The sequence below is a fragment of the Cohaesibacter marisflavi genome (genome assembly GCF_900115225.1).
Taxonomy (GTDB): Bacteria; Pseudomonadota; Alphaproteobacteria; order Rhizobiales; family Cohaesibacteraceae; genus Cohaesibacter; species Cohaesibacter marisflavi.
Genome location: NZ_FOVR01000012.1, coordinates 74434 through 94975, shown reverse-complemented (window position 1 = coordinate 94975; position 20542 = coordinate 74434). Strand labels below are relative to the sequence as shown.

General features: G+C 51.7%; 16 protein-coding genes, 1 tRNA gene and 1 pseudogene. 5 read left to right on the top strand and 13 right to left on the bottom strand.

Annotated features, from left to right (window positions below; genetic code table 11):
• Positions 1 to 10: 10 nt before the first annotated feature.
• The gene (locus BM258_RS18715) at positions 11 to 400 is read right to left on the bottom strand and encodes a 5-carboxymethyl-2-hydroxymuconate Delta-isomerase (RefSeq protein WP_090074759.1); all 390 of its coding nucleotides are present in this window, start codon (positions 398 to 400) and stop codon (positions 11 to 13) included.
• 167 nt (positions 401 to 567) lie between these two features.
• Between BM258_RS18715 and hpaR the strand changes: the two genes are divergently transcribed.
• Positions 568 to 1032, top strand: a complete 465-nt coding sequence (gene hpaR, locus BM258_RS18710) for a homoprotocatechuate degradation operon regulator HpaR (RefSeq protein WP_090074758.1) — start codon at positions 568 to 570, stop codon at positions 1030 to 1032.
• Between the two features lie 497 nt (positions 1033 to 1529).
• On the opposite strand, the gene BM258_RS18700 is transcribed toward hpaR, so the two are convergent.
• Positions 1530 to 2498, bottom strand: a complete 969-nt coding sequence (locus BM258_RS18700; RefSeq protein ID WP_090074756.1) for a quinone oxidoreductase family protein — start codon at positions 2496 to 2498, stop codon at positions 1530 to 1532.
• An 82-nt stretch (positions 2499 to 2580) separates the two neighbouring features.
• Here BM258_RS18700 and BM258_RS18695 point away from each other — a divergent pair, with 82 nt between their 5' ends.
• Complete coding sequence (locus BM258_RS18695) at positions 2581 to 3456, top strand: LysR family transcriptional regulator (protein WP_210186813.1); 876 nt, start codon at positions 2581 to 2583, stop codon at positions 3454 to 3456.
• Positions 3457 to 4106: 650 nt separating this feature from the next.
• Here BM258_RS18695 and BM258_RS18680 read toward each other — a convergent pair.
• The 6 genes and pseudogenes from BM258_RS18680 to BM258_RS18655 all read right to left on the bottom strand — a co-directional run bounded on the left by BM258_RS18680 (position 4107) and on the right by BM258_RS18655 (position 9205).
• On the bottom strand, positions 4107 to 4910 hold the full coding sequence (locus BM258_RS18680) for an amidohydrolase family protein (RefSeq protein ID WP_210186812.1): 804 nt from the start codon (positions 4908 to 4910) through the stop codon (positions 4107 to 4109).
• Complete coding sequence (locus BM258_RS18675) at positions 4903 to 6390, bottom strand: tripartite tricarboxylate transporter permease (RefSeq protein ID WP_090074753.1); 1488 nt, start codon at positions 6388 to 6390, stop codon at positions 4903 to 4905. The genes BM258_RS18680 and BM258_RS18675 overlap by 8 nt, the downstream gene beginning before the upstream one ends.
• Positions 6391 to 6425: 35 nt before the next feature.
• On the bottom strand, positions 6426 to 6884 hold the full coding sequence (locus BM258_RS18670; protein ID WP_210186811.1) for a tripartite tricarboxylate transporter TctB family protein: 459 nt from the start codon (positions 6882 to 6884) through the stop codon (positions 6426 to 6428).
• Between the two features lie 10 nt (positions 6885 to 6894).
• A complete protein-coding gene (locus BM258_RS18665; protein ID WP_090074751.1) occupies positions 6895 to 7848 on the bottom strand; it encodes a Bug family tripartite tricarboxylate transporter substrate binding protein in 954 nt (317 codons plus the stop codon).
• A gap of 515 nt (positions 7849 to 8363) precedes the next feature.
• A pseudogene (locus tag BM258_RS24305) lies at positions 8364 to 8525 on the bottom strand (transposase); the annotation flags it as partial.
• A gap of 605 nt (positions 8526 to 9130) precedes the next feature.
• Positions 9131 to 9205 (bottom strand) — tRNA-Glu (locus BM258_RS18655).
• Between the two features lie 196 nt (positions 9206 to 9401).
• Between BM258_RS18655 and BM258_RS18650 the strand changes: the two genes are divergently transcribed.
• On the top strand, positions 9402 to 10346 hold the full coding sequence (locus BM258_RS18650; protein ID WP_090074749.1) for a bifunctional helix-turn-helix transcriptional regulator/GNAT family N-acetyltransferase: 945 nt from the start codon (positions 9402 to 9404) through the stop codon (positions 10344 to 10346).
• Positions 10347 to 10367: 21 nt separating this feature from the next.
• Here BM258_RS18650 and recJ read toward each other — a convergent pair whose 3' ends face one another.
• The 5 genes from recJ to BM258_RS18625 form a co-directional block, all read right to left on the bottom strand.
• On the bottom strand, positions 10368 to 12182 hold the full coding sequence (gene recJ, locus BM258_RS18645) for a single-stranded-DNA-specific exonuclease RecJ (protein WP_090074748.1): 1815 nt from the start codon (positions 12180 to 12182) through the stop codon (positions 10368 to 10370).
• A 128-nt stretch (positions 12183 to 12310) separates the two neighbouring features.
• Positions 12311 to 13300: a class II fructose-bisphosphatase gene (gene glpX / locus BM258_RS18640; RefSeq protein WP_090074747.1), complete on the bottom strand. Its 990-nt coding sequence runs from the start codon at positions 13298 to 13300 to the stop codon at positions 12311 to 12313.
• 86 nt (positions 13301 to 13386) lie between these two features.
• Positions 13387 to 14715, bottom strand: a complete 1329-nt coding sequence (locus tag BM258_RS18635; protein WP_090074746.1) for a homoserine dehydrogenase — start codon at positions 14713 to 14715, stop codon at positions 13387 to 13389.
• Between the two features lie 223 nt (positions 14716 to 14938).
• Entirely contained in the window at positions 14939 to 16114 is a 1176-nt protein-coding gene (locus BM258_RS18630; protein WP_090074745.1) for an LL-diaminopimelate aminotransferase, read from the bottom strand.
• A gap of 231 nt (positions 16115 to 16345) precedes the next feature.
• A complete protein-coding gene (locus tag BM258_RS18625) occupies positions 16346 to 16717 on the bottom strand; it encodes a hypothetical protein (protein WP_090074744.1) in 372 nt (123 codons plus the stop codon).
• A 407-nt stretch (positions 16718 to 17124) separates the two neighbouring features.
• On the opposite strand from BM258_RS18625, the gene phaC reads away from it, so the two are divergent.
• Positions 17125 to 19008 (top strand): class I poly(R)-hydroxyalkanoic acid synthase, encoded by a 1884-nt coding sequence (gene phaC, locus BM258_RS18620; RefSeq protein ID WP_090074743.1) that lies wholly within the window; start codon positions 17125 to 17127, stop codon positions 19006 to 19008.
• A 326-nt stretch (positions 19009 to 19334) separates the two neighbouring features.
• The gene (locus BM258_RS18615; RefSeq protein WP_090074742.1) at positions 19335 to 20393 is read left to right on the top strand and encodes an ABC transporter ATP-binding protein; all 1059 of its coding nucleotides are present in this window, start codon (positions 19335 to 19337) and stop codon (positions 20391 to 20393) included.
• Positions 20394 to 20542 lie beyond the last annotated feature (149 nt).

The following is a 20542-nucleotide window of genomic DNA, read 5'->3' as shown; positions in this document are numbered from 1 at the left end:
AGATCTTCCTTTAATTCTGGCCTGATAGGCGGGCATGAATAGGGGTGTCTTTCCAGCTCAGGTCTGGGTTGATGACACGAATTTCGAGGGAGAGCGCAAAATGCGTCGTGGCCAAAGGTTCTTGAAGAGCGTCGCTGACTGCTGCGAATATCTCGTCCCCTGCGGACTTGAGCTGTGCTGTTGAACGACCAGAACCGACCGACAGGGTGAGTGCCGCAAAATCATTTTGCGGCAGCCCATCAGCAACGATGGCAAAATCCGCCTTGAAGGCACGCACTCGAATTCCCGCCTTAGGGAAAATTCCAGTTTTAAGCATCGCTTCATAGGCTGCACGGCATAGCTCCGCCATGTCAGCACGGCTTTCCAGACCCGCTGAATACTCGATTTTCAGATGTGGCACGATTTCCTCCCAATTATTTACTTAACATGTTAAATTATTCTGCTAATGTCAATCTGGCCACTATTCAATTTTAGTCTAGTGTTACAAAGTCTGGTAATTTGCGATCTTGCATCGATTTCTGAATATTTCTCGACAGTAGAAGCAATCACGCCGAAGGAGTTTAGGGAATGACAAAACAACCGACCCGCGCTGGCATGGAACTGAGCCAGACACAAAGAACGTTGCCAATCGCCCTATTGAGAGCGCGCGAGGCGGTGATGGATTATTTCAGGCCTTTGCTCGCGGAGCATGATGTCACGGAGCAGCAATGGCGCGTGATGCGCGTACTGGATGAGTTGGGAACTGTGGACGCCAGTTTTCTGGCCCGGCAAGCCTGTATTCTTGCCCCTTCCCTTACACGCATTATGCGAACGCTGGAGGCTCGCGGGTTTGTGGAGGTGAGCCGTGATAGCTCTGATGGTCGGCGCACATTGGTCTGCCTGAGTAAGGAAGGAAGCCAATTCATTCGGAAGCTAGCCCCGGCTAGTGCCAAGATTTATCAAGACATTGAAAGCAAAATTGGCAGCGAACGAATTGGCACGTTGCTCGATGAGATCGAGATTCTGCTCGAAGCCCTCAGCCCGGAAAAATGAGACTATATTCGCCATCATCGCCTATGAAGAAGAGGATTGTTGTAAACTAGCGGAAAGCCATGCCGAAGATATTCCCCACAATCATCCCTTTGCTGATGGCATCAAACGAGATTCGTTTCCAACATACGACTTTTTCCTTGCCTAGAATGAATACGATCTGGATTCTGCTCTTGGTGTTGAACACGCTGACTTGGAGGAATAGCTGGGCAAGGCCTGATTACTCGGGACGAGGCTGCATAGCACTTTTTAACCTATTGCCAGAAAGGCGAGAGCTACAGCCGGCCCAATCCGAATTATGGCACAATTGGATGTCTAGGAAATTTGGGGTGATATATATAGAGCCTCGATTTCCCGTTTATCAAAATGTTACGGGGCCGTCCAAATACGGACACTTGTTTACGAGCTTTCTCGGCAGCCCCGTTTTCCCACCCCAGCCATTCGATTGAAGCGCAGCATATGAGACAAGAAGGCTTTTGTGTCTCGTGCCAAAGCTCGCTCTAGATTACCAACAGGGGTATGCCAGTTGTACGGCCGTTTTCCAAAGCTGTTTGCGCTGCACCCGCGTCAGACAGCGGATACAGGATTTCCCTAGGGATTTCAGTACTGGCTTTTAGCGCATGAATCATCACGGGTGTCACTGCATTGTATCGCACCGGATCTGACAGATATGCCATCACACTTGGTGCATGGAATGCAAGACTTCTCAAAGGACTCAAATCTGTTGCTGTTAGCGATGTAAGGGCGCCGCCAGCTTGGCCAATACTTGCAAAGGTTCCAAATTTCTTCGTGGCCTCCAAAGAGGCCCTGAATGTTGGCTCGCCGATGCCGTCGATTGTGAAGTCCACACCTTCACCATCCGTCCAATCAAGCACGGCTTTAGCTATGTCCGCATCTCTGCCAATGATCACGGTATCTGCTCCATAGCCGAAAGCAATTTGCGCTTTTTCATCCGAGCTTGCTGTCGCAATAACCCGCGCGCCCAACAGTTTGGCCCAAGGCACCACAATGCTGGCCAGACCGCCCGCCCCCGCATGGATCAAGATTTTTGTTCCTAGTGACACTGCGTGCACTCTAAAGAGTAGCATATGGGCGGTGAAGGCCCGCAGGAGGCTGCCTGCGGCGTGCGAGTCAGAAATGTCTGCTGGAAGCTTTATCGCGCGCCATGCCGGCAAAATTCGAGCCTCAGCGTATCCACCCACAACGCCGGCGTAGCCAACACGATCCCCTACAGCGAGATGGCTAACACCGTCTCCAATTTCCTCCACCACGCCTACGCCCTCAACGCCGAGAATAGCTGGCATGGGGAGCGGATAGATGCCCTTGCGTTGATAGATATCGATAAAATTCACGCCTGCGAATGTCTGCCGCAGCCGGATTTCGCCGTGTCTCGGCATTCCAGGATCTCGTACGACAAGTGATAGATTCTTGACAGCGCCGGGACCGGACAATTCGATAACCTTGTTCATGATTGACCTCGTTAAATCGTTACGAGGTGAAGGATCTGTAATTTTCTTGCCTTTTGGAATGCGCAAATTGCGCATATATTTGATGCATATTTTAACCTTGAAAGGCGTGTCTGGTGTGATGGATTGGGAGAATATTCGGTATTTCAGAGCCGTGATTGAAACCGGCAGCGTTGCCGCAGCTGCCCGTGACCTAGGCGTTGAACGAACCACAGTGACCCGACGGATACAAGCGCTCGAGCGAGAAACAGGGCTCGAGCTTTTTGACCGTCGCGGAAGGCGATTGGTGCTGACGGCAGCAGGGCAAGATTATGCTCATGTAACGGGCCGCATGTCTGACGCTGCACAGGAAGCGGCCCTTTGTGCGGAAGGGATACGGCCGGGGATGAGTGGTCGCATCAAAATCTCGGCCCCACCCTCTCTTGCCAAAGCGCGATTGATTGCCCCCCTTTTGGCATTCGGGTTTAAGCATCCAAAACTAGAAATCGAGCTCATTGGTGAAATCGGTTTTGCCTCGCTGCATCGTGGCGAGGCTGATATAGCGGTTCGGTTGTCTCGCCCGGAAGAAGGGGATCTCGCGATTTCCAAAATGAGTCCGATTGCGTTTCACCTCTACGGGCATCGAGATTATGTTGCGAACACGCCCGAAGATAAGAGGCGCTATATTGGTCAAAGCGACGAGACCGTAGCTACGCCACAACATGTGGCCCTCAAACAGATAGCTGGCGGAAAGTTTGCCATTTATTTGGATGACATTGACCTTCAATTGGCCGCTGTCCTCGCAAAGGGCGGCATTGCCGCATTGCCCGATTTCCTCGTCGAGCACCAGGATGACCTAGTGCCGTTGGGGGCGAAGACCCCGCTTGTCGAGCGCGAAGTCTGGTCCGTGACCCATAATGCTCAGCGTCACCAAGAAAGGATCAAGGAAACGATCAATGTTATCAGACAGGCTCTTCACTGATGCGTCAGGCTTGAGAAATGATAGGCAGTTTGAAACCCCAAAGTGTCTACAATTATAGGGGCAATTCACTTCAAGTGATGGCAGATCTTCAGGATAAACGCAAACTCCGGGTCCACGACGGTGTCCGTTATCAAATGAAATGGTACCAAAGTGGCTTCAAAGTAAGAGAGCATTTGTCTCATCTGGTTGTAGATACTATGCGGCGGTTTTTCGGTGAAGCAAGCGCCTTTTTTTCGAGTGTATCCTGTATGATGATTTTTCTTTGCCTGATGTCTGTCTCATAACCTTTCCTATGGGGTTAAGATGAGACAGAATCTCTCTCTTAGCAAATCAACCTAGTTGGACCCATAGGCGTTGATGGCGAACAGGCCCACACCCGATTCTCGCAGGTGTGAGCTTCTCCCGGAAAACTGGGCGATGGCATAAGCTGCAAATTTTGATTCGCTCATCTTTAAGCACCGTGTTTAGGCCAGCCTCTGGAGCCCGCCACTTTACTACCGCAACAAGTCAGCGGCTTTTTCGGCGATCATCACGACAGGGGATGCGGTGTTGCCGGAGACAATTTTCGGCATGATAGAAGCGTCTATGACCTGCCCCCTCCACGCAGAGATTTCAATGTCATCCGGTTTCAAAATCCCACCCGTGGCTTCCTAGAAGCCATAAAGTTTTTCGGCGTTTTTCCATGTGCAGGCCAGATACTGCTCGGTAGACAGAACCCTCTGCAGCAGCTTCAGCATAGGTGGAATTTGTGGAAGCGGCGGCTTCGTCATCACATGCGGCCAGTCGCTGCCCCAAATGCATTGGTCCGGGTAGGCTTGCGCAATGGTTGCGACCAAAGTGTCCAGATCGTCATAGTGTCCTATCTGGCGGCTGACTCGGGTGGGGGAAAGCTTGACCCAGACGCGGCCCGTATCCATCAGACGGCACAATTTTTGCAAATCCACAGGCACGTCAGGGTCGACATGGGCAATATGATCTAGAACCAGTAAAACCGCTTTCGGAAGCTTCGGCATAAGAGACGCTATGTCGTCGAAACTCCGTGGTTCGGTGTTCAACTCGATGTGCCAGCCTAGGCCAGCGGCGACTTCACCAAGAGCAGGCAATGTGTGAAGATCGCTGCCCCCCAATCTCGCGCGGTCCTGAATTCTGATGGCACTCACGCCAGCTGCATGCAGCGCTGGCAGATCGGCCGTTTCCGGGTTGATCGCAGCAACACCGCGCAAGGAGAGCCCCACTGATTGCGAGAGTGTTTCAACCAGCCGCGAATTGTCTGTTCCATCGACTGACGCCTGAATGATAACAGCGCGCTTAATGCCTAAAGGAGCCACCTCCTGCGCATAATCCGCAATGTCTACAAGTGGGGGGGCATAGGCCCCGCTTGTCTTTGCTGGCCGTTTGAAGAAGGAATGGATGTGGCAATCACAGACCATGCCGGAATTGGAAAGATTAGCCATCGCGACCGGACCTCTTGCTTCTGAAATATACGAAGACGCTGGTTGTGATCGACATCACAATAAGCACCAGCAAAATGAGCGTAATGGGAGAATCCGCAAAAATTGCGAACTTTCCACCACTTGTCAGCAAAGCTTGACGCACGCTTTGCTCAAAGGGATGCCCGAGAATGAGGCCGATGAGCAGAGGCGGAAGCGGAAAGCCGCTGCGCCTGAAGAGAAAGCCGAAAAAGCCAGCCCCTAACATGACCCAAACATCAAACAGGTTGTTGTTTACCGAGAAAGCGCCAAACAATGCCAGAATGGCAATCGCTGGCAGCAGATGCCGTGGCTGAATGCGCGTTACATGAATGGCAGCACGGAAAAGAAGAAGGCCAAGGATAACAGTCGGAATAGATGAAAACAGCAACGCTTCAAAAATGGCGTAAACTTCAAGTCCATTCTTTTCAAAGAGAAACGGACCGGGTGCCAAACCATGCAGCATGAATGCGCCCAGAATGACAGCCGTGACCGCGTCTCCGGGGATGCCAAGCGCCAGCGTGGGGACCAGAGCACCGCCCGTCACAGCATTGTTGGAAGCCTCGGGTGCGGCTATGCCTTCGGCTGCGCCCTTGCCGAATGTTTCCGGTTCCTTGGAGCGTGAGCGCGCCAGACTGTAGCTCATGAAGGCAGGAACGGTGGAGCCGATGCCCGGCAGAATACCAACGAAGGTGCCGATCATGGAGGAATAGAGGAGCGTCAGGCGCATGCGCCACATTTCAGCAACGGACACATGGGACGAGCGCAGCTCCGGCATGACATCGGCGCGAACCTCCGGCGCTCGGTTAAATACCTGCAGAAACACTTCCGACATTGCAAAAAGGCCAATCAGGACCGGAATGAGCTGGAAGCCGGATTCCATGGCGAAGGAATTGAACGTGAAACGCGGTGTACCACTGATCGGATCAAGTCCGACAATGCCTGCGCAAACACCAACCAGCACCATGATCAAGGCATCAAGCCGGGAACCGCCACCAAAAAGCACGATCACCAAAAGTGCAAACAGCATCAACACCGCCATTTCGGCAGGCCCAAAATCAAGCGCCAGTCGCGCCAAAGGTTCGGCAAGCGCCATGAGCACAAGGCAACTGAAGATATTGCCAAAGACACTGGCAAAAAGCGCCAGCCGCAGGGCGCGTCCACCTTCGCCGCGCCGCGCCATGGGAAAACCATCCATCGCAGTCGCCGCCGAGGATGGTGTGCCGGGAACATTAAGGAGGACAGCGGAAATCGATCCGCCAAAAATTGCCCCCTGATAGACACCCAGAAGCAGTATCATGGCGGGAACGGGCTGCATGGCAAATGTTACCGGAATAAGCAACGCGATGGCCATTGTCGGGCCCAGCCCCGGAATGGCGCCGATAATTACGCCGGTTGTAATGCCGATCAGGGCCGCAGCCACAATCCAGAGATCCAGCAATTGAAGAAATGCATCCCAAAGCACTGCGGAAGTCCTCACACTAAAAATATGTTAATTCATCAAGGAAGGGGAACGCCTATGCCGTAACGCCCGCCATAGTAGACGGTAATGGCGACAATCAAAGGAAGCCCCAAGACAAGCAGCGGCCGCCGCTCACCCAGCGCCAGCGTGGCAACAATGCCAAAAAAGATGGCTCCAGGAAGAAAACCAAAATGCGGCATTGACCAAAGCGCAATAATTGCGGCCAGCAGAACGATGAACACCTGACCATAGCGATGGACAGGACCGATCGGGGTTTTCTGTTCCCCGAAATTCAGGATCAGCCTCAATGCAGAAATTGCTGCCAGCAACCAGAGCACGACCACGGGAACCGTGCGTGCATCCGGCCACTGATCGCCAAAGCTAAAAATCTGAATTTCAGAATCCGCGATCCAGATTCCGACAAGCGAACTGACCAGCAATAGAATGCTGGTCAGAGCTGGCATGGTCAGTTGAAAATGCTTTGTTTTAGAGGTCATTGCCATTCACTTACTTGCTGATTTCTTTAGCAATTTCCTGATAGGCGTAGAAATTTTCCGAGATCGTCTTTTTCAGTGCCTCGCCCGACATGATACGGACTGGTTGGCCGAGCTTGGTCATGAATTTCTTGAATTCATCTGAGCTTGCAGCTTTTGTGAACGCAGTTTCCAACTTGCTGATGATCGCAGGGTCGGTTCCAGCAGGAGCCAGAATGCCGACAATTGAGGGGAACTCAGCTTTGTAGCCAAGATCATTCAAAGTAGGCGAATCGGGAAATTCAGGATCTCGTGAGCCATCAAGCACACCAAGCAGGCGAAGCTGCCCGTCTTGGACGAGATCACGATAGGCTGGAACGAGCGAGATGTCGACATGACCGCCGAGAACTGCCGCGGTGGCTGCCGAGGCTCCATTGAAAGGCACATGTTGCAAAGCGCCACCCGACTGCTTGGCGACGGAAGTGAATGCCAGATGAGCACCACCAAGCGCACCTGCCGTACCAAAGCTGAGGCTTGTGCCGGATTTTGCCGCCTCAATCATGTCTTCAAATGTCTTGTAGGGCGAATCCGCCTTCACAAGAACGCCATGATAGGGGCCGGAATAGTTGAGAACAGGCTCAAAATCTTTGAGAGGATCGTAACCGACCGGGCGCAGAGCTGGTGTTACAAAAGAGGGTGATGAGGTCGCAGCAATCAATGTGTATCCATCAGCATCAGCCGCCGCAACGGCGCGCATGGCGTTTGCACCGCTGCCACCTGGCATATTTTCAACAACGATCGGTTGGCCGAGCAGCTTTTCGGTCTGCGAGGCAAGCTGCCGTGCGGATGTATCGGTCGTACCGCCAGCGCCATAGGGAATGATGATTTTAACTGCATGGTCTGGATAATTATCCGCAGCCTGAGCGACAAACGGTGTGAGCAGCATACCGGCAGCAAGTGCAAGACCAAAACGACGTGTGATTTTCATATTTTTCCTCCACTAGGGAACTACTCTGCGGAAAGTCCGAAACCCTTTTCAAGCATCAGACAACAGAACAGTCGAAACCCAAATTTGACACATCGGAACGGGCAATTTGCATAGCTGTTGCTTCAACTCAGAAAGTTAAACCGCTACGATCGACCATACCTACGATGTCATCCTCCACTGTCGATATTACCTACAGCTACATTAAACAAAAAAGCGCGTATTTCTTAACATTAGAGTTAGAATAACTTCATCAACAAAAACAGAATTTATGCCTTGACCGCAAGACACCAGATCAGGTCCACTTCAATCGAATGAAACCGTTCAACATCGCCGGATGAAACAAGGCCAGATCCACTTATAAATTAGCTCAAGACTGTTCAAACAAACCGGGCTATCTCTCCATACTTCGAAATTGCTCATCCGAGGTAGAGATTGGTATATGCGGCGGATTTCGTTGAAAAAGTAGCAGATTTTGAGGAGGAATTTGGCGCGGTAAAGAGGTTGTTGATGGTACTTCACGCCGGGATAGAGATCGGATTCGTCATCTTGCGCAGGTTCCGGGCTGTCACTGCGACATAGAATTCGTCCCTGGCTCCATTTGGCCCTCTGAGGCATAACCGATGCAGTTTCATGATGCGCTTGAGATGAGCAAACAGCCTCTCCACCTTTTTTCGCTTGTGAATTGGCGATTAAAATTGACGCACCTGTATCCGTTAGTGTCTGCACACCAAGTGCGGAGGAATAAACAGGTGATATTGATGGACAGTATTTTGAAGTTCCGTCGCAGGGAGCTGCTCGACAGGACGTCAACCGGATGGGCTGGCACAGCTTGTACGACAACGGAATTCGCTACAATAGGGGCAAAACAGGTGGATTGGTTGACCTGCCACTTCATGCCAACCTAGAAGAGTTTCTAATCAACATTCCAAGCCATCAGAAAACCTTCATCACGAAAACCAAATCTTCTGATGAAAGCTATACAACTGAACCGTTCGGCAATTGGTTTGGGAAACAATATAAGGAATCCGCGTTCCTGGGTCACCACATGGATTGCGCAAAGCCGGCGCTACTAAACTGGCCGAGGCTGGAGGCTCCGAGTATGAGGTAATGATCTTCTTGGAACACAAAACGCCGCAGGAAGCACGGAAATATGTGTAGGCAGCGAACAGGAAGAAGATGGCTGATAATGCCATGGCTAGGCTTAAATGATGTCCAACCTTTACCCTCAGGCTGGACAAAAGCCCTCGCAACTACCTGAGCTGCAAGGGCTTTTAGTCGAAAGTGGTACGCCCTACGGGACTCGAACCCGTGTTACCGCCGTGAAAGGGCGGCGTCCTAACCGCTAGACGAAGGGCGCTCATCAATCGGTGAGGCGGTTTATAAAAAGCTTTGTCCTAAAGCGCAAGCCTCAAATTTGGCTTTTTAGACTTTTTTTCATTCCGATGACAGTTTGTCCAAAGACTTTTCATTTCACCTTGCGCAAAGGGGTGCTTTGGGCGTAATTAGTTGCTTAATCGAACTAAAAAATTCAGATAACACAGCGGTGAACCAGAATGTATGTCAGGGACAACCTCGTTAATGATATCCGCACGTCTTCGCGTCAACTTGTACGCCAATGGGGTGTCCTGGCCAAGCATGTGGCAGGGACCGACTATTCTCTAAGCGCTGTGCACGCCGTGTTGGAGATCGGCCTTTCCGACGGCATTAAGTCGAAAGATTTGGCCCATGCCCTGATACTGGAAAAATCGACCATCAGCCGCCTTGTCAAAAGCCTTGTTGAACAGGGACTGGTTGTCAAGGTAAACGACAAAGCCGATAGACGTCAGCAAGGGCTCTCACTCAGCGAGAGCGGGAAAACCCTTTTCGAAGCCATCAACCTGCATGCCAATGAGCAGGTTCGCGATGCACTCGATTCAGTGGACCGGTCAAGTGTCGTAAAAATCGTTGAAGGCTTGTGGCTCTACGCCAATGCTCTTGGGCATACAGAGACAGCGGAAAGTCCACAACGAGTCGAGATTAAAACGGGCTATAGAGCGGGCCTTATTGGCCAGATTTCAGCGCTGCATTCCCAATTCTATTTTGATTTGGTTGGCTTCGGGGCCGTATTCGAGGCAATTGTCGCGAGCGGAATGAGTGAGTTCGCGCAGAGGTTGGACAAGCCTTGCAATCAATTCTGGTATGTCGAAGAGAACGGCAAGTTTTTGGCCAGCCTTGCTCTGGATGGTGAAGATATAGGCGACAATATTGCTCATCTGCGATGGTTCATCGTAGATTCGAGCTTGCGCGGCAGAGGCGTCGGGCGTCAGCTGTTCAGTCGCGCTGTGGCCTTTGCTGATGAGGCCGGGTTTAAGGAAACCCATCTTTCCACTTTCAAGGGACTAGATGCGGCACGCCACATCTATGAGTCATACGGCTTTGAGCTTGTAGAGGAAAAGCCGGACACGACGTGGGGCAAGGAAGTCATCGAGCAACAATTTGCGCGCAAACGTGCCGAATAACCTCCTCATTAAAGCCCCTTGCTATGGCCCTTTGACTTCGGAGGCATCAATGATGCGGAGCTGAACGGAGGGCCGTCCTTGCCAATAGTCAAGGGAGAGACTGCCTGCCACATGCAGGCTACTGCCTCTATTCTCCAGCAGCAATTTGCCGATTGGCTCTTCAGCCGCTCTGAAGCAAATACCCTTCAGCTTGCCGCCTGAACTGTTTGACAGGGTACAGCGGATGTGTCCCCCCTGCCCTACGACATCGGCAAAGGCTATTTTGTGGGAGGGAAACACAAAGATCGGTTCGGGATTGCCTGCGCCATAGGGGCCTGCCTTTTCAAGCATCTTGACAAGATCTTCTGTAGCGCCAGTCGCTGTCAGGGCTGCGTCAATTCTCAATTCATCGTTGGAGCGTGCTTGTTCCACCTGCTCACTAAGACGTTCATGAAGAAAATGGCGGAATTCTTTTATCTTGTCGGTTTCGATTGTTAAACCGGCCGCCATAGCGTGGCCTCCGCCCTTGACAAGCAATCCTGCCGCATGGGCTGCGCGTACGGCGCCCCCCAAATCAGAACCTGCAATGGAGCGACCTGAGCCCGTGCCAGTACCGTCGGGGCCGAGTGCAATGGCAAAGGCGGGCCGCCGGAATCTTTCCTTGAGACGTGAAGCCAGCAACCCGACGATCCCTGCATGCCAATCAGAACTGTAGGTAACAAGACCCGCCCCGTCGGGGTCTTCCATCAGCTGCCTTTCAGCCTGCGCGATGGCGTCTTCCAGCATGATCTGTTCAAGCGCCTGACGTTCCTTGTTCAGTCTTTCTAGTTCTGAAGCGATATGTTCGGCTTGTGATTGATCCTCACTGGTCAGAAGCTTGGCTCCGAGCGCCGCGTCACCGATACGGCCACCGGCATTGATACGCGGGCCCAGCATGAAGCCCAGATGATAGGGACTGACAGGTCCGGAAACGCGGGAAACGGCCAAAAGCGCATTTAAACCAAGATTCCGGTTGGCACGAATGACCATGAGCCCCTTAACAACGAACGCTCGATTGAGGCCAATAAGAGGAACCACGTCGCACACGGTTCCCAGCGCTACCAGATCCAGCCAGCCAAGCAAATCGGGTGCAGGGCAAACACTTTTGTAAAAGCCAGTCTGTCGCAGCGCTCTGTTCACGGCAACAAGGGTCATGAATGTGACCCCGACAGCTGCCAGATGGCCCAATTGGCTCAGATCGTCCTGCCGGTTTGGGTTGACCAAAGCAACGCAAAGGGGAAGCTCCTCCCCCACCTGATGGTGGTCGATGACTACGACATCGGTCTTGCGCTCATGGGCGCGTTGCAGAGCATCGAAGGAGGTCGAACCGCAGTCCAGAGTAAGAATCAGGGTGTGCCCCTGCTCGATCAATTGGTCCATAGCATCGGGGTTCGGGCCGTAGCCTTCAAATATGCGGTCTGGAATATAGATCGTTGCCTCGCAGCCGCAATGGCGCAGAAACAGAGCCATAAGGGCGCTTGATGTGGCTCCATCCACATCATAGTCTCCAAAGATCGCGATCTTTTCCCGGTTTTGAATGGCGCGGACGATCCGGTCTGCGGCCTTATCCATATCCGTCATGGAGGAAGGATCTGGCATGAGACGCTTGATGCTAGGGTCCAGATAATGCGCGGCGCTTTCGCTATCCTGTCCGCGGGCGACCATGACCCGAGCGACGATGTCGGGAATATCTTCCCCTTGTGCAATGGCGCTTGCCAGCTCAACGCCCCTCAGATCCAAGCTTTCTACCCATCTTCGTTCTTTTGCGGATTTATCAACGCCCAAATAGCTTTTGCTGGTTTGATAGTCGGATAGCATTTGCTGGATCTAGTCTCTCGATTGCAGGAATCAGTTTTCGGCTGACAATTTAGCATGTTCGTGCAGGGGAACCACGAAAAAGGCGGGGTGTCTTGCCCCGCCTTTTTCAAACGCAATGGTCAAGCAAATCAATCAAGATGGAATTTCTCGAACTGACGATGCTCGGTTTCGACCCAGCGAACAGTGCCGGTGGAAGACCGCATCACAACCGTCTGGGTTTTGATAACTTCTTTGCCGAATTTCACACCGGAAAGCATGTTGCCATCGGTTACGCCCGTTGCGGCGAAAGTAACGTCTCCTCCGGCCAATTCCATCATATCGAATTTCTTGGACGGATCTTCAATGCCCATACGGATGGCACGCTGGAGCTGTTCGTCGTTATTGATGACGAGGCGGCCTTGCATCTGACCACCAATACAGCGCAAAGCTGAGGCAGCCAGCACGCCTTCGGGTGCACCACCAATACCCATATAGATATCCATGCCGGATTCGTCAGGGTCGGTGATATGGATGATGCCCTGCACGTCACCATCACCGATCAGACGGATGGCTGCGCCGGTTTTGCGTACATCTTCAATGAGTTTGGCATGACGTGGACGGTCGAGAATACAGACATTGAGATCAGCAACATCGACGCCCTTGGCTTTTGCCAAAGCATTGAGGTTATCTGCCGGGGAACGATCAAGATCGACAAGCCCCTTGGGATATCCCGGGCCAATCGCGATCTTGTCCATGTAGACGTCCGGCGCGTTCAGGAGGCTGCCTTCATCTGCAATGGAAATGACGGCAAGGGAGTTTGGCTGGTTCTTGGCGCACAGAGTTGTGCCTTCAAGAGGGTCCAAAGCGATATCAACTTTCGGTCCCTGTTTATTACCGACCTCTTCGCCGATATAGAGCATCGGCGCTTCATCCCGTTCGCCTTCGCCAATAACGACGCGACCGGTGATAGGTAGCTGGTTCAACTCGCGGCGCATGGCATCAACGGCGGCCTGGTCGGCGGCCTTTTCGTTACCCTTGCCTCTCAGGCGTGCTGCGGAAACGGCCGCACGTTCAACAACGCGAACGATTTCCAAGGTCAGGATACGGTCAAGGACCGGTGCTTCTCTGATTTCACTCATTCAAATTCCCCTTTTGCCCCGCGGGGCGATATGTTCAATGAAATCGGCATTCAAGATAAAGCCATTGAATTGAAATTATTCCAATTTCACAATCTCTCAATTCTGATTACTTGTGGAGATGCTACCACATGTCCGTCACTGACGATCGTTTCGATCGCGGTGCGAATAGCTAATTCTGTTGTCTCATAGGTGATAAGAACAACATCCTGATGGTTCTTATCCTTTGAGTTTGTTTCACTTTTCTGTTCTACTTTATATTTTGCTTTTCTTTGAACTATACTTTCGAGTGAAATGCTCTGTTCAGCCATGCGATTTGCGATGGATGCAAAGACACCCGGCTGATCGCTAACCTTAAGACGCATGTAATATCCGCCTTCATGAGCACGCATACGAGCGCGCTTGTAGGGTTCCAATACGGACGCCGGACGTCCGAGTGGTTTCACCTCAAGACCACGGGCAATATCCACGATATCCGCGATTACGGCCGAAGCAGTTGCGTCGCCCCCTGCTCCCGGACCAGACAGCGTGATCGAGCCGATCGCATCGCCTTCAATGGCAACAGCGTTAGTGACGCCATCAATCTGTGCGATGGCGGAATCCTGAGGCACCATGGTTGGATGCACGCGCTGTTCGATACCGGAATCTGTCTTTTGTGCGACACCAAGCAACTTGATGCGATAGCCGAGCTCTTCGGCAGCAGCGATGTCGGCAGGCGTAATAGAGGTGATGCCTTCCAGGAAAATGGAGTCCACTTCGATCTCGTGACCGAATGCAAGGCTGGTAAGGATAGCGAGCTTATGGGCGGTATCGTTGCCCTCGACATCGAATGTCGGGTCCGCTTCAGCATATCCCAGACGCTGGGCATCCTTGAGGCATTCCTCGAAGGACAGTCCCTCATCTTCCATCCGCGTTAGGATGTAGTTGCAGGTGCCGTTTAGAATGCCATAGACGCGCGTTATATTGTTGCTCGTCAAACCTTCGCGGATAGCCTTGATGACTGGAATACCCCCCGCGACGGCGGCTTCAAAGTTGATGGAGACATTATGCTCTTCGGCGAGTTTGGCCAGCTCGTTGCCATGTTTGGCAAGCAGCGCCTTGTTGGCCGTGATGACATGTTTGCCAGCCTTGATGGCAGCTCTTACGGCATCTTCAGCGGGGCCGCTATCGCCCCCGATCAATTCGACAAAAACATCGATTTTATCGCTTGTGGCCATTTCAACAGGATCTGTGTACCAATCGAACCCGGTCAGGTCGATGCCACGATCCTTGTTTTTGTTTTTTGCGGAAATCGCTTCAACACGGAGTGCTCGACTGGATTTGATGGCCAGTTCATTTTCCATGGAGACGAGACGTTTAAGGGCTGAAATGCCTACAGTGCCAAGACCAGCAAGGCCGAGCTTGAGAGGATCGCTCATTTAGTTTGTAGTCCGATAAGTCGAGTTTATTGTGCTTGCTGTTTTGTCAAATTAATTTCCGAAAGAAAAAAATTCATGAAATTCAAGAGCAAAACGGCTGTTGTCTAGAATAAATACGCAAGCCAACGACCATCCGCAAGAGCAATCTGGCTTTTGCCAGAATTGTGTGCATTCGCGGATGGCATTTTTGTTTCTATCTACAAACGATCCTGAGGACTTATACTCAGGCTGAGGCCATGAAACGGCGGATGTTGCGGGCAGCCTGTCGGATGCGTTGTTCGTTTTCTACAAACGCAAGGCGAACATAGTCGTCCCCATATTCGCCAAAGCCGACGCCTGGAGCGACCGCAACATGGGCTTCCTCGACAAGGCGCTTGGCAAATTCCAGAGATCCGATGTCGCGGAATTGCTCAGGCACCTTCACCCAGGCAAACATGGTGGCATCCGGACTTGGTATCGGCCAGCCAGCGCGCGTAAAGCTCTCAACCATTACATCGCGGCGGTATTTGTAGACGTCCCGTGCTTCCTTGATGCAGTCTTCCGCCCCATTCAAGGCAGCCGCTGCGGCGACCTGAATAGGTGTAAAAGCACCATAATCAAGGTAAGATTTAACGCGAGTCAGGGCGCGGATCATCCGTTCGTTGCCAACAGCGAATCCCATGCGCCAGCCCGGCATGGAGAAGGTCTTGGATAGCGAGGTGAATTCAACCGCGATATCCTTGGCCCCTTCCACTTCCAGAATGGAGGGTGGCAAATCATCGCCAAAATATATCTCGGCATAAGCCAGATCGCTCAGAACCATGATGTCATGTTCCTTGGCGATCTTGACCACTTCCTTGTAGAAGTTGAGATCAACCGTGTAGGCCGTCGGATTGGACGGATAGTTGACTATGAGCGCGATCGGTTTTGGAATCGAATGGCGTACGGCACGGTCGATGGACCGGAAAAATTCTTCATTCGGTTCAGCTGGCATGGAGCGAACAACGCCACCGGACATGATGAAACCGAATGAATGAATCGGGTAAGTCGGATTTGGCACGAGCACCACATCACCAGGGCTGGTGATGGCCTGAGCCATATTGGCAAAGCCTTCTTTCGAGCCGAGTGTAGCGACGATTTCGGTTTCAGGATTGAGCTTCACACCGAACCGACGTTCATAATAGGCGGCCTGTGCACGACGAAGGCCAGGAATGCCGCGTGACGTCGAATAGCGGTGTGTCCGGGGATCCTGGATCGTTTCGGTGAGCTTTTCCACGATATGCTTTGGTGTTGGCAAATCAGGATTGCCCATGCCCAGATCGATGATATCCGCGCCCGCCGCTCGCGCCTTCGCCTTAATCCGGTTGACCGGTTCAAAGACATAAGGAGGGAGACGGCGTATTTTATGGAACTCATCCATAGTTAGGCTCCTTGATATTAGGACAGGGACAGAATTGAAGGCTTAGCCTTGTGAAGTGTTGGTGAAAATGGCGCTAACCGGATTGGTTTGCCAGATCTAAATCAGTTTTTGCACATGGGAATTAGTCAATAAGATGGCCACATTAAATGTGGCTACCGACTCCGGACAGGATTCTTGGCAAATCGGCAACTTTGATCAAATGGTCAAATACCAAACAATACCAAGCGGATTTTACTGCTTCGCTCGCGCATTCAGTTGCAAGAGCTCTTCTTCCAATTTCTTTCTCTCTTCGGGCGCCAACAGCGAGGGATCCTTATCCTTGAGATTGGTGATCGTCGGATAGTCCGTTGTGTCGGGGCCTTCATTGAGAAGATCCAGAGAATAACCCAACTGGCTCGGCGCGAAAGGTACGCGCGCGATGGTTGACGCTTGCGCGTTGGAGATTTCTCCAGCCTGCGCATTGGCAGCATCAGGGGTTGATGCAGCATAGACGTCATTGGTATCGGTCAATTCCCCGCTCGCCAGATCGGAGTGCGTCGCAGAGCAACCTGCCAAAAACAAAACGAGAGAAGCGCTAAGAGCAAGGCCAATTTTCTCATTCATCGGTTTCATTCCTGTCAGAAGCGTGCCCGCTTTATGGATCTGTATATCCAGGGAAAAGATACAGACTGATAAGGAAGCCAATCATGCTTCCTTTTCTATGAGATCACCATGATCTGCGTGATACTACAATCAGCAGACACGTACTGCTCCGATTTGTCGCATTAATGCATTTATTTATGCCAATCACTTGAAATTTCAAGAGATCATCGGGTTTTTAGACATTTTAGCTTGTCGACCATAGTACGATGAGTGTCCTTGGCTATAATGCCAATGGCCTAGTTAATATGTGCTTGTCCGGTGTTGTCTAAAGCAAGCAAGCGATTATCTTGGCGTACCTGACCTATCTCGGATTGAGGCACCAAGTCAGATGTTTCCCGTTAATGAATTGTGTGGATCGGCGGCTTTAGATGGTTGATGAGAAAGACAAGGACGATGACACAGCTGGGTCGCACGGCGCGGACAAGACTGCTGATGCGTCTTCCTCTACCAGTGGGGGCGCGGGGCCGACGGAATTTTCTGATTTCATGATCCATGACCCAGAGAAATTTGCAGCCAACATCGCCAAGGTTGTTGAGCAGGCTGGCAAGGTTGCGTCCGCTTATCTTCGTCCGCGTGAAAATGGCATGGATACGCATACGGTTGACTATGTAAACCATATGGTGCGCACCTTTGGTGAAGTGACGCACTACTGGTCCTCTGATCCGGTGCGTGCGATGGAAGCGCAAACGCGACTTTGGGGGCGCTGTCTTGATCTTTGGGGAGCATCCAGTCGCAAAATGCTCGGAGGAGATGAAGAGGATGTCGCCTTTGCCGGCAAGGATGATTTGCGCTTTAATGATCCGGAATGGCAGAGTAATCCTTTCTTCTCATTCGTTAGGCAGCTCTATCTTATTGCGTCTCAGTGGGCCAATGAAATGGTCAGCGAGGCCGAGACGATTGATGACCACACCCGACTCAAAGCGCTGTTTTACGTCAATCAGATAATCAATGCGTTCTCTCCCTCCAACTATGTCTTGACGAATCCCGAGCTGCTACGGGAGACGCTGGAAAATGACGGAGAGAATTTGATCCGTGGCATGCAGATGCTGGCCGAGGACATTCAGGCTGGTGGCGGCAATTTACTCATCCGGCAGACGGATATCTCTGAGTTTGGTCTGGGAGAAAATATTGCCATCACGCCAGGCAAGGTGGTCGCCCAGAATGATATCTGCCAGCTTATCCAGTACGAACCCAACACCGACACGGTCTTGAAAACGCCTCTCCTCATCCTCTCTTCATGGATCAATAAATATTACATTCTCGATCTCAATGAGCGCAAAAGCTTCATCAAGTGGTGCGTGGAACAGGGGCATACGGTGTTTGCGGTCTCCTGGGTCAATCCTGATGAAAGCCTGAAGCACAAGACCTTTGAAGACTATATGCAGGATGGTGTCATCAATTCCATTGAAACAATTCGACAGATAACAGGCGAGGATCGCGTCAATACAGTCGGCTATTGCGTTGGTGGCACCTTGCTTTCTGCTGCGGCAGCCTATCTTGCAGCCAAAAATCTTGATTGGATCAACAGCATAACGCTCTTTGCTGCGCAGGTGGATTTCACCGAAGCGGGAGATCTCAAGATATTCATCGATGAAGAGCAACTCACCGAGCTGGAAAAGGTCATGAATGCGCAAGGCTATCTGGACGGCATGTCGATGGGCAATGTCTTTAACATGCTGCGGCCAAACGATCTGATATGGCCCTATTTCGTCAACAACTATATGCGGGGGCTTGAGCCGTTTCCCTTCGATCTTCTGTTCTGGAATCAGGACTGCACCCGCATGACGGCGGCTTGTCATTCCTATTATTTACGCAAGTGCTATCTGGAGAATGCGCTGGCAACGGGAACTATGATACTGGATGGTCTGCAGCTTCAACTTTCAGCAATCCGGTCGCCAATCTATTGCCTTGCCATGAAGGAAGACCACATCGCCCCTGCCCGCTCCGTATTCAAGGGGTGCAAGCTCTTTGGGGGACCGGTGGATTTTAGATTAGGCGGCTCGGGACATATTGCAGGCGTCGTCAATCCTCCAGAGCGTCGCAAATATCAATTCTGGCGTGGCGGCCCTGTAGAAGGTGCGCTAGGCGATTGGCTGGAACGTGCGCAGGAAACACAGGGCTCATGGTGGCCTGATTGGCACCGTTGGATTATTACCAAAGAAACATCTTGCGTCGATGCGCGCCCGGTAGGCTCGGAACAATATTCCCCGCTCGAAGACGCTCCAGGCAGCTATGTGAAACAGACATACTGACTACGGACTTTCTCGTTGAAGAGTTTCTTGTTTCAAATGAAACGGGTTGTACTTCCCGTTTCAGTTCGCTTGTCGTTTGCACAACCCCTTAAAAAATCTCACATTTTCAATGCCTTGCCAAAACCATCTAGCAAAGGGAACCCGATAGTGCGACCATGCAACTTGCTACATTAGTTTCATTTAAGCGTCATCGAACCGTAATATCCGGCTTTTTAAATGGTGGATTAAGACTCGTTCGCCACATCTAGCAGAATCGATAGCAAGAAGAGATATGTCGCTATCCTCCGCGGCACCCCGTGGCGATTTGATAGCTATAGGAGACTACCGTGGCGAAGCTGACATACGACAATGTTTCTAAAAGCTTCGGCAATATCGAGGTTTTGAAATCCGTCTCACTCGATATTGAAGATGGCGAAATGATTGCCCTACTCGGTCCTTCCGGATGCGGCAAGACGACCATGCTGCGGCTGACGGCGGGGTTTGAGCGCCCCAACTTTGGCGCCATCTATAAAGGCAGCAGCGTCTTATCCGATGCGCGATGCCATTTGGCGCCAGAGAAACGCAATATGGGTATTGTATTTCAGTCCTACGCGCTGTGGCCCAACATGACGGTGGCCGAGAATGTCGCCTATCCTCTCAAGATACGCAAGATTCCCGAAGAGCAGATGGAGGCAATTCTTTTCGATGCACTTGATATGGTTTCTTTGCTAGACTTTGCGGACAAGGAACCCGCGACACTCTCTGGCGGGCAACGGCAGCGGGTGGCACTTGCTCGCTGTCTCGTCATGCAACCAGATGCAGTGTTGCTCGACGAGCCCCTTTCCAATCTTGATGCTCATTTGCGTGAGGTAATGCAGAATTCCTTTGTCGAATTCCACGAGCGATCTGGCGCCACCATGGTTTATGTAACGCACGATCAGTCTGAGGCCATGGCCATGGCTGATCGCATTGCTGTGATGTTTGATGGTGAATTGGCGCAGGTCGATAAGCCGCAAAATCTTTATAGCCAGCCCAAAACCGAACGCGTAGCCCGTTTTATCGGGCAGAGTTCCATCCTGACAGGCTATCTGGAAAAGCGACAGGATGGATGCTGGCGCGATGTGGTTGTTCATGGACAGGAGTTCCGCACGCGGCAGGATCAATTTGTTGCATCACAGATGGAGGCCTGTCCGGTTAGCTTGTGCGTACGCCCCGAGCATATCAGGCTCGATCAGGAAAACGGATTGCCCGCGCGTGTTGTCGGCTCCACCTATCTAGGCGAGAGATATCGTATTTGCCTTGAGATGAGTGATGGAGCGGAAGTGGTTGCCTATAGCGGGCAATCGGCAAGGTTAGGCTCCAATATACGCTTTACTTTTGACGACGCGTGGGCAATTTTAAACTAGATCTCGCCGGGTTAGTCTCAAGTCAAAGACAGTCTATGCAAGCGTAATGATGGTGTTTCACAAAACTGGACTCGCGAACGATATGGCACAGAGAGTTTTTTGCTGATCGAGTGGATCAGCACTCTTGAGCAATGGAAATCATGAGGCCT

What these genes read in the sequence shown, in the direction of transcription:
- BM258_RS18665 (WP_090074751.1), bottom strand. Translation starts at nt 7,848, where the DNA reads ATGAAAATCACACGTCGTTTTGGTCTTGCACTTGCTGCCGGTATGCTG.
- BM258_RS18695 (WP_210186813.1), top strand. Translation starts at nt 2,581, where the DNA reads ATGCATATTTTAACCTTGAAAGGCGTGTCTGGTGTGATGGATTGGGAG.
- phaC (WP_090074743.1), top strand. Translation starts at nt 17,125, where the DNA reads ATGGTTGATGAGAAAGACAAGGACGATGACACAGCTGGGTCGCACGGC.
- hpaR (WP_090074758.1), top strand. Translation starts at nt 568, where the DNA reads ATGACAAAACAACCGACCCGCGCTGGCATGGAACTGAGCCAGACACAA.
- BM258_RS18680 (WP_210186812.1), bottom strand. Translation starts at nt 4,910, where the DNA reads ATGGCTAATCTTTCCAATTCCGGCATGGTCTGTGATTGCCACATCCAT.
- BM258_RS18625 (WP_090074744.1), bottom strand. Translation starts at nt 16,717, where the DNA reads ATGAATGAGAAAATTGGCCTTGCTCTTAGCGCTTCTCTCGTTTTGTTT.
- BM258_RS18670 (WP_210186811.1), bottom strand. Translation starts at nt 6,884, where the DNA reads ATGACCTCTAAAACAAAGCATTTTCAACTGACCATGCCAGCTCTGACC.
- BM258_RS18630 (WP_090074745.1), bottom strand. Translation starts at nt 16,114, where the DNA reads ATGGATGAGTTCCATAAAATACGCCGTCTCCCTCCTTATGTCTTTGAA.
- recJ (WP_090074748.1), bottom strand. Translation starts at nt 12,182, where the DNA reads ATGCTATCCGACTATCAAACCAGCAAAAGCTATTTGGGCGTTGATAAA.
- BM258_RS18635 (WP_090074746.1), bottom strand. Translation starts at nt 14,715, where the DNA reads ATGAGCGATCCTCTCAAGCTCGGCCTTGCTGGTCTTGGCACTGTAGGC.
- glpX (WP_090074747.1), bottom strand. Translation starts at nt 13,300, where the DNA reads ATGAGTGAAATCAGAGAAGCACCGGTCCTTGACCGTATCCTGACCTTG.
- BM258_RS18700 (WP_090074756.1), bottom strand. Translation starts at nt 2,498, where the DNA reads ATGAACAAGGTTATCGAATTGTCCGGTCCCGGCGCTGTCAAGAATCTA.
- BM258_RS18650 (WP_090074749.1), top strand. Translation starts at nt 9,402, where the DNA reads ATGTATGTCAGGGACAACCTCGTTAATGATATCCGCACGTCTTCGCGT.